Genomic DNA, 7,998 nt, shown 5'->3' on the forward strand with positions numbered 1-7,998 from the left:
GCCCCCGCCCCGGCTCCCGTGCCGGTCTCCGGCCGCCGCGCCTGGCGGGTCGTGCTCGTGGTCGCCGTCACGGTCGTGCTGGGCGCGGGCGCCGGCGGCGGCTTCTGGTACGTCACCCAGGGCCGCACCGCCGCCGCTCACGACCAGGTGACCGCGGCCCGGTCCGCCTACCGCACCACCCAGGACCCCACCGGCTACAGCGTCGAGATCCCCCGCGACTGGACCCGCGTACAACGGCAGGGCACCAAGGCCCCGGTGATCTCCTACGACTCCCCGGACGGCACCCGCCGCCTGCAGATCTTCCGCGTCTCCGAGCACTCCCCGGCCGAGTCCCTGGACCTCGCCGAACACGCCCCCGGCTACGGCTTCGCCCGCCAGCCCGGCTACCGGGTCCTCGGCCGCACCTCGGGCCCCACCTGGGCCGAACTCACCTACCGCTACGACGACTTGGACCACGGCGCCCGCCGGGTGATCGACCACCGCTTCGCGACGGCGGACGGCTCGCTCTACGCGATCCACGTCAGCGGCCCGGAGTCCGTGCCGCCCGCCCTGATCAGGGACCCGCTCAACGAGGCGGTGGCCTCCTTCTGCCCGACGGGGGCGACGGGAGCGACGGGGGCGGTGGGGGCGAACTGCTGACCGGTGGAAGAGCTACTCCAGTCCCCGCTTCCCCGGCGCCCAGAACGGCTTGGTGAGGACGGACCGCCGGTCCCAGCCCAACTCCCTTACGAGCACCTGCCGTACGGCCTGTACGGTCCGGGCCTCCCCGGCGACATAGGCGATCCCACCCGGCTCGGGGGCGAGGCGCTGCACCGCGTCCGGAAGTGAAGTCGCGCCCCTGGTCAGCCAGTTGAGCCGATCGGAGTGCGCGAGTGGCAGCCGGTCCGCGTCCGATTCCGTCTCCACGACCCCGGAGATCCGCGCCCCCTCGGGCAGCGCGGCCAGCATCGCGCCGAAGGCGACGGAGGCCGTCTCCTCGCCGACGAAGACGTGGTGGGCGGCGTCGGGCCGGAGGGTGAAGGTGCCCTCGGGCTTGCGCAGCCGCACCTGCTCCCCGACGCCGACGCTCTTCCCCCAACGGGCCCCTGGCCCTCCCTCGGAGTGGTCCAGCACGCACAACTCGACGGCGCCGGACGGGTCGTGGCGCCACACCGAGTACGTGCGCAGGGTCAGGCCGCCGACCAGGACACGTACCTGCTGGCCGGGGCGGACGTCGAGCCCGGCCAGGGCGTCGCCCTCGATGCGCAGCCGGCGCATCCGGGCGGTGATCGGCTCGACCTCGGTGAGGGTGGCGCGGAGGGTCAGCAGGTCGAGGACGGGGTTCAGGAGGGCGGCGGGCACGGGGGCTCCTCAACTGGGCGGTGCATGAGGGGAGTTGATGTTCAGACGCGACGCGATAGTACGCGTTTCTCGCCGGACGCGATAGTGCGTGTGGCGGTCCGCTCGCGGTGCCCAAGAACCACGACTCCGGTCGCCGCGAGGACGATCAGGGCCACCGTGCGCAGCGCCGGGCCCATGCCGTCGGCGAGGTCGGGGTGGGCGGCCAGGATCGTACCGGTGACCGCGACGCCGAGGGCCGCGCCGAGTTCGCGGGCCGAGGTGCCCAGGCCGGACCCGAGGCCCGTCTGGTGCGGCGGCAACGAGGTGACCACGCCGACCGTGAGCGCCGGCATCGACAGCCCGGTGCCCGCCGAGATCACCAGCAGCCAGCAGGCGTACGTCCAGTAGGGCGTGCCCGCGTCGGCGGTGGACGCGCCGAGCAGGCCCAGGCCGATGAGGGCGAGACCGGTGCCGATGACGGGACGCGGACGGTGCGACCAGCGGACGGCGAGTTTCGGGACGAGGGCCATGCCGATCGTCAGCGGCACGATCGCGACCCCGGTGACGGCGGCGCCGTAGCCCTTGATTCCTTGCAGGTACTGGGAGTTGACGTAGAAGAGGGAGAACAGGCCGAAGAAGCCGGTGGCCGTGCCGAGGGTGGCGGCGCGGAGGGCCGGGGAGGTGAAGACGCGCGGGTCGAGGAGCGGGGTGCGGGAGCGCAGGGCGTGGAGGGTGAAGGCCGATACGAGTACGGCGCCCGCCGCGAAGGCCGTGACGATGCGCGGGGAGGTCCAGCCGTAGGTCGGGCCCTCGATGATGCCGAAGAGGACGGCGACCAGGCCGGTGGTCAGGAGGAGCGTGCCGGCGGGGTCGAGGTTGCTGTGTGCGGCGCGCTCCGTGCGCGGGGTGGTGAGGACGACCGCGAGGGCCAGCAGGGCGGCAAGCGGGACCATCGCCCCGAACAGGGCACGCCAGGACAGGAATTGGCCGACCAGGCCGCCGCCGAGGTTCCCGGCGAGTCCGCCGAGGCCGAGGGAGAGGGTCCAACTGCCCATGGCGCGGGCCCGGTTCTCCGGGGCGGAGAGGTGGACGAGGATCGACATCGTCGCCGGGGTGATGAGCGCCGCGCCCGCGCCGGACAGCCCGCGGCCCGCGATCAGTGTCGCCGGGTTCTGGGCGAGCGCGCTGGTGGCGGCGCCCGCCGCGAACAGGGCGAGGCCGGCGAGCAGGGCGCCCTTGCGGCCGTGCCGGTCGCCGAGCGCGCCGGCCGGGATGAGCAGTCCGGCGAACACGATGACGTACGCGTCGACCGTCCACAGGAGTTCTGTGTGCGAGGGGTGCAGGGAGGACGAACTCAGCTGCGGGATCAGGAGGTTGATGGCGGCGACCATGCTCTGCGCGACCAGGACGCAGGCGCAGAGGGTGAGGAGGGTGGACCTCTTCAGGGCGTGGGAAGGCACGGCTCCTCCAGGGAGTCCGGGTGTGGTGTGGGGTGCCCTGTCACCGTAGGCTCGGCGGTGGCCTGCTTTCCAGTGCAACCTTCGCAAGGGGTGAGTGCGTGTGACGCAATCCGTGGCCTCCGGCGGCCCGGGGAGCCTGGACCTCAATCTGCTGGTCGCGTTGGACGTGCTGCTCGAGGAGCAGAGCGTGCAGGGCGCCGCCCGGCGGCTGCATCTCTCCGAACCCGCCATGAGCCGCACCCTCGGTCGGATCCGCAAGGCGCTGGGCGATCCCGTGCTGGTCAGGGCCGGGCGGCGGATGGTGCCCACCCCGCACGCGCTGGCGGTACGGGCGGAGGTGAGCGCGGTGGTGGAGCGGGCGCGGGCCCTGTTCGCACCGGGGCGGGACACCGACCTCAGGGCCGTCAGCCGGACGTTCACGATCATCGGGCACGACGCGCTCGCCGCCCTCTACGGTGCCCGGCTGCTCGCGCGGGCCGCCGCGGAGGCGCCTGGCATCCGGATCCGCTTCCTCGCCGAGAGCCACGTCGACGCGCCCGTCCTGCGGCAGGGCACCGCCGACCTGGAGGTCGGCGTCATCGACTCGACGGCCCCCGAGGTGCACCACGAACTCCTCCACGAGGACCGGATGGTCGGCGTCGTCCGGGCCGGACACCCGCTGCTGGAGGGTGAGTTGACGCCCGAGCGGTTCGCAGGCGAGGCCGACCACCTGATCGTCTCGCGGCGCGGCAAGCTGCACGGTCCCGTCGACGCGCGGCTCGCCGAACTCGGCCTGGAACGCAGGGTGGTGGGCACCGTCGGCACCTTCCCCGCCTCACTGTTCGTGCTGCGCGACACCGACCTGATCGGCCTGATCAGCTACTGGACCGTGCCGCTGGCCGCCACGCTGGGCCTCGTCACCTTCGACGTACCGCTGCGACTCCCCGCCCTGAAGCTGGGGTTGGCCTGGCATCCGCGGTATGACGCCGACCCGGCGCACGCGTGGTTGCGGGCCTGCATGCGGGAGCTGCTGGGGGAGGTGGGTCAGCGGGCGCCGGACAGCCGCTTCTCGAACCAGTGGGACGCGTAGACATGGTCCACATAGGCCGGGATCTCCGCGTACCCGCACGCCCGGTACATCGCCTGCGCCTCCGTGAGCGTCGCGTGCGTGTCGAGTCGTACGACGGCGAAGTCATGGGCCGCGGCGGCGAGTTCGAGTGCGGTCAGGATGCGGCGGGCTAGGCCCAGGCGGCGGGCGTCGGGGTGCACCCAGACGTGCCGGATTTCGCCCGTGCCCGGCTCCAGTGTGCGCAGCGCCCCACAGCCGACCGGCCGCCCCTCCTCGTACGCGACGAAGAACGCGCCCGCGTCGCCGGTGACCTCCTCCGGCCGTACGAGATCGGTCTTGTCGAAGCCCTCGGGGAAGCGGGCGTCGATGTCGGCGGCGTAGGCGTCGAGGCAGCTGCGGGCGTCCTCGGCGGCGCCGTCGATCAGCGCGACCGTGATGCCGGCCAGCCGGAGGAGGCGTCGGGTGGTCGCCAACGCCCGGGTCAGCTCGGCGCGTTGGGGTGCGGTGAGAGTGCCGAGGAGACCGGCGGCGAGCGCGTCGGCGCGGCGGTGCTGCTCCTTGACCTCGACGCGGCCGGCCGGGGTCAGCTCGATCTGGCGCAGCCGGGTGTCGTGCGCGGGCACGGTCAGCCGGACCAGGCCCTGCGCCTCAAGGGACTTCGCCATCCGGCTCAAGTAGCCCGCGTCCAGGGCGAGTCGGCCGCGCAGCTCCCGCAGGGAGACGCCGTCACCGATCTCGAAGAGCAGCCGTGCCTCGCCGAGCGGACGGTCCTGGCCGAGGTAGTGGTCGTCGAGGGCGCCGATACGGCGGGTGAAGTAGCGGTTGAAGCGACGGAAGGCGGCGATGTCGTCGGGCGACGCCGATTCCGTTGCGCTGTCCATGATGGGCTCCATATTTCTTTGACTTTAGTCAAAGGAGTCGCCGGAGTCCACGCTGCTGCGGCTTTTGTGCCCTTGCCCAGTGATCCGGCCCACTTCCGGCCAGGGATCGCGCATGCATTCGGACGTTCCGGGCAGGCGCTCGCAGTCCTCGAGCGCGACAGTGGGGTGACGCCGGGGCGCTGAACAGGAACGGAAGGCACCACCGATCATGGCCGACACGACGGAACAGCAGGCGGGCAGAACCATTCACGCGGGCGGGGAGTGGCTGGACGCGCTCTCCGGAGCCACCCGCGAGATCATCGACCCCGCGGACGCGCTGCCGTTCGCCGTGGTCGCGGAGGGCGACGAGAAGGACACGGACATAGCCGTCGCCGCCGCCCGCGCCGCCTTCGACGGCGGTGAGGGCGCCTGGCCGCGCACACCCGTCGCCGAGCGGGCCGCCCTGCTGCGTCGCGTCGCCGACCTGCTGGTGCGCGACCGCGAACGGCTCGGTCTGCTGGAGAGCCGGGACGCGGGCAAGACCGTCGAGGAGGGCCGGATCGACATCGACTGTGTCGCCGACGCCTTCCGCTACTTCGCCGACCTCGTCGCCGCCGAGGCCCCCGGCCGGGTCGTCGACGCGGGCACGACCGATGTCCACAGCGTCGTCGTGCACGAACCCGTCGGTGTCTGCGCGCTGATCACCCCCTGGAACTACCCGCTCCTCCAGGCGAGTTGGAAGATCGCGCCCGCCCTCGCGGCCGGCAACACCTTCGTCGTCAAGCCCAGCGAGATCACCCCGCTGACGACGATCGCCCTCATCGAGCTGCTCGTCGAGGCCGGGCTCCCTGCCGGTGTCGCCAACATCGTGACCGGACCCGGCCACTCGGTCGGCGCCCGGCTCGCCGAGCACCCGGACGTCGACCTCGTCTCCTTCACCGGCGGCCTGGCCAGCGGCACCAAGGTGGCCCAGGCCGCCGCCGTCACCGTCAAGAAGGTCGCCCTCGAACTCGGCGGCAAGAACCCCAACGTCGTCTTCGCCGACGCCTGCGCCACCGAGGAGGGCTTCGACACCGCCGTCGACCAGGCCCTCAACGCGGCCTTCATCCACAGCGGCCAGGTCTGCTCGGCGGGCGCCCGGCTCATCGTCGAGGAGACCGTCCGGGAACGCTTCGTCGCCGAACTCGCCCGCCGCGCCGCGAAGATCCGCCTCGGCCGGGGCACCGAGGACGGCGTCGAGTGCGGCCCGCTCGTCTCCGAGCAGCAGCGCGCCAAGACCGAGTCGTATGTCGCCGGTGCCCTCGCCGAGGGCGCGGTGCTCCGCTCCGGCGGCAGGCGCCCCGAGCCCTCCGCGACCCGCCCCGCCACCGGCTACTTCTACGAACCCACCGTCCTCGACCAGTGCCACCGCGAGATGACCGTCGTACGCGAGGAGGTCTTCGGACCTGTCCTCACCGTCGAGACCTTCCGCACCGAGGACGAGGCGGTCGCGCTCGCCAACGACACCGAGTACGGTCTCGCCGGCGCCGTCTGGACCGCCGACGCGGGCCGCGCCCGTCGCGTCGCCGGACGGCTGCGGCACGGCACCGTCTGGATCAACGACTTCCACCCCTATCTCCCGCAGGCGGAGTGGGGCGGCTTCGGGAAGAGCGGTGTGGGACGGGAGTTGGGCCCCGCCGGACTCGCCGAGTACCGCGAGGCCAAGCACGTCTACCAGAACCTGGCACCGAGGCCGGTGCGCTGGTTCGCGGGCTGAGCCCACTGCCCCAGGCGGTCTACCGCCCCAGTCGGTTCACCGCCTCGGTCGGTTCACCGTCTCCTGCAGCTCACCGCGCTTCAGTTCGGCGGCCATTCCCTGCAGCGCGCGTGCCGCCCACCGCTGGAGCCCCGGCCCGAACGTGATGCGAGTGGCCCCGAGTTCACCGAGTTCGGTGGGCGAGGGGCCCTCGCCGTCCGGCCGCGCGAACACGTTGAGCGGCCCCTGGATGCCGGAGCGCAGCAGCGGCAGTACGGCCGTCGGAGCACTGATCGGATAGACGCAGTCCGCACCCGCCGCGACATACAACGCGGCCCGCTCGATGGCCCGTTCGGGACTGCCGTCGCCGTGCAGGAAGGTGTCGACGCGTGCGTTGACGAACAAGCCGTCCGCCGCCACCGCCCGTACCTCGGCGAGCCAGTCCGCGTGCTGCCGTGGGTCCTTGAGGACACCCCCGTTGGAGTCCTCAAGGTTGCACCCCACGGCTCCCGCCTCCAGAAGCCGTTCCACCAGCTCCTTCGGCGCGAGTCCATAGCCGCCCTCGACGTCCGCCGACACCGGCACGTCCACGGCCCGGGCGATCCGCGCGACCGCCGCGAACATCTCGTCCGCCGGAGTCGCCCCGTCCTCGTACCCCAGCGAGGCGGCAACCCCGGCACTGGGCGTGGCGAGCGCCGGGAACCCGGCGTCCACGAACACCCGCGCGCTGGCAGCGTCCCAGGGCCCCGGCAACACCAGCGGATCCCCGGGAAGCCGCCCCCGGTGCAGCCGCCGGAACACCTCGACTCCGCTCACGGCCGGCGACCCCCGCGCTCGACCCGGCGGTTGACCATCACCCGGTCCCGGCGGTCGTCCAACAGCCGTGTCCGCGAGGTCACTTGTGCTGTCCCGCCTTGTAGTGCCCCGGCACCATCCGCGTGCTCACGCCGAACCGGTTCCACGCGTTGATCACCGTGATCGCGGCGATCAGCTGGGTCAGCTCGGCCTCCTCGAACTGCTCCGCGGCCCGGTCGTACACCTCGTCCGGCACGAAACCGTCCGTGAGGACGGTGATCGCCTCGGTCAGCTCGATCGCCGCGAGCTCCTTCTCGGTGTAGAAGTGCCGCGACTCCTCCCACGCCCCGAGCTGGATGATCCGCTCCACGCTCTCGCCCGCCGCCAGCGCGTCCTTGGTGTGCATGTCGAGGCAGAACGCGCAGTGGTTCAGCTGCGAGGCACGGATCTTCACCAGCTCGAGCAGCGCCGGGTCGAGCCCCCGACGGGCCGCCGCGTCGAGGCGGACCATCGCCTTGTAGACCTCGGGGGCGTGCTCGGCCCAGTTGAGACGGGGGTCGTGTTCGGGGGCGTAAGGAGCTTGTTGTGCTGTGGTCATGTCTTGACCCTAGAAGCCAGGCAGCCCAGGAGTATGGTCCATTTCCATGGCGAAATCATGGGCCACTTTCGGCGTCGACCTCCACCTCGAACCGACCGGCACCAGCACCAGCACCGGCACGGGTATCGGTTCCGGTACCGGCGTGCGTCGAGGCCTGACGGACGCGCTGCGCGACGCCGTCC

Annotated in this window: 8 protein-coding genes; 3 read left to right on the forward strand and 5 right to left on the reverse strand. The window is 72.4% G+C overall.

The window, feature by feature from the left end:
* Positions 1–639, forward strand: a 639-nt coding sequence (locus tag JHN45_RS48305; protein WP_201055802.1) for a hypothetical protein, incomplete at its 5' end; no start/stop codon positions are given.
* Positions 640–651: 12 nt separating this feature from the next.
* On the opposite strand, the gene JHN45_RS48310 is transcribed toward JHN45_RS48305, so the two are convergent.
* Positions 652–1,341, reverse strand: a complete 690-nt coding sequence (locus JHN45_RS48310; RefSeq protein ID WP_201055804.1) for a siderophore-interacting protein — start codon at positions 1,339–1,341, stop codon at positions 652–654.
* A 41-nt stretch (positions 1,342–1,382) separates the two neighbouring features.
* Entirely contained in the window at positions 1,383–2,780 is a 1,398-nt protein-coding gene (locus JHN45_RS48315) for an MFS transporter (RefSeq protein WP_201055806.1), read from the reverse strand.
* 94 nt (positions 2,781–2,874) lie between these two features.
* Here JHN45_RS48315 and JHN45_RS48320 point away from each other — a divergent pair, with 94 nt between their 5' ends.
* Complete coding sequence (locus JHN45_RS48320) at positions 2,875–3,849, forward strand: LysR family transcriptional regulator (RefSeq protein ID WP_201055809.1); 975 nt, start codon at positions 2,875–2,877, stop codon at positions 3,847–3,849.
* Here the strand turns inward: JHN45_RS48320 and JHN45_RS48325 are convergent.
* Positions 3,804–4,709, reverse strand: coding sequence for a helix-turn-helix domain-containing GNAT family N-acetyltransferase (locus JHN45_RS48325; RefSeq protein WP_236584922.1), 906 nt, complete (start codon positions 4,707–4,709; stop codon positions 3,804–3,806). The genes JHN45_RS48320 and JHN45_RS48325 overlap by 46 nt on opposite strands.
* Positions 4,710–4,917: 208 nt before the next feature.
* Between JHN45_RS48325 and JHN45_RS48330 the strand changes: the two genes are divergently transcribed.
* Positions 4,918–6,444 carry an aldehyde dehydrogenase family protein gene (locus JHN45_RS48330; RefSeq protein WP_201055813.1) on the forward strand — a complete coding sequence of 509 codons (1,527 nt, stop codon included), beginning with the start codon at positions 4,918–4,920 and terminating at the stop codon, positions 6,442–6,444.
* 36 nt (positions 6,445–6,480) lie between these two features.
* Here the strand turns inward: JHN45_RS48330 and JHN45_RS48335 are convergent, their stop codons facing one another.
* Both JHN45_RS48335 and JHN45_RS48340 read right to left on the reverse strand, forming a co-directional pair.
* Complete coding sequence (locus tag JHN45_RS48335) at positions 6,481–7,239, reverse strand: isocitrate lyase/phosphoenolpyruvate mutase family protein (RefSeq protein WP_200717160.1); 759 nt, start codon at positions 7,237–7,239, stop codon at positions 6,481–6,483.
* 79 nt (positions 7,240–7,318) lie between these two features.
* On the reverse strand, positions 7,319–7,816 hold the full coding sequence (locus tag JHN45_RS48340) for a carboxymuconolactone decarboxylase family protein (RefSeq protein WP_200717159.1): 498 nt from the start codon (positions 7,814–7,816) through the stop codon (positions 7,319–7,321).
* Positions 7,817–7,998: the final 182 nt, after the last annotated feature.

The sequence above is a fragment of the Streptomyces sp. MBT53 genome (assembly GCF_016654115.1).
Classification (GTDB): Bacteria; Actinomycetota; Actinomycetes; order Streptomycetales; family Streptomycetaceae; genus Streptomyces.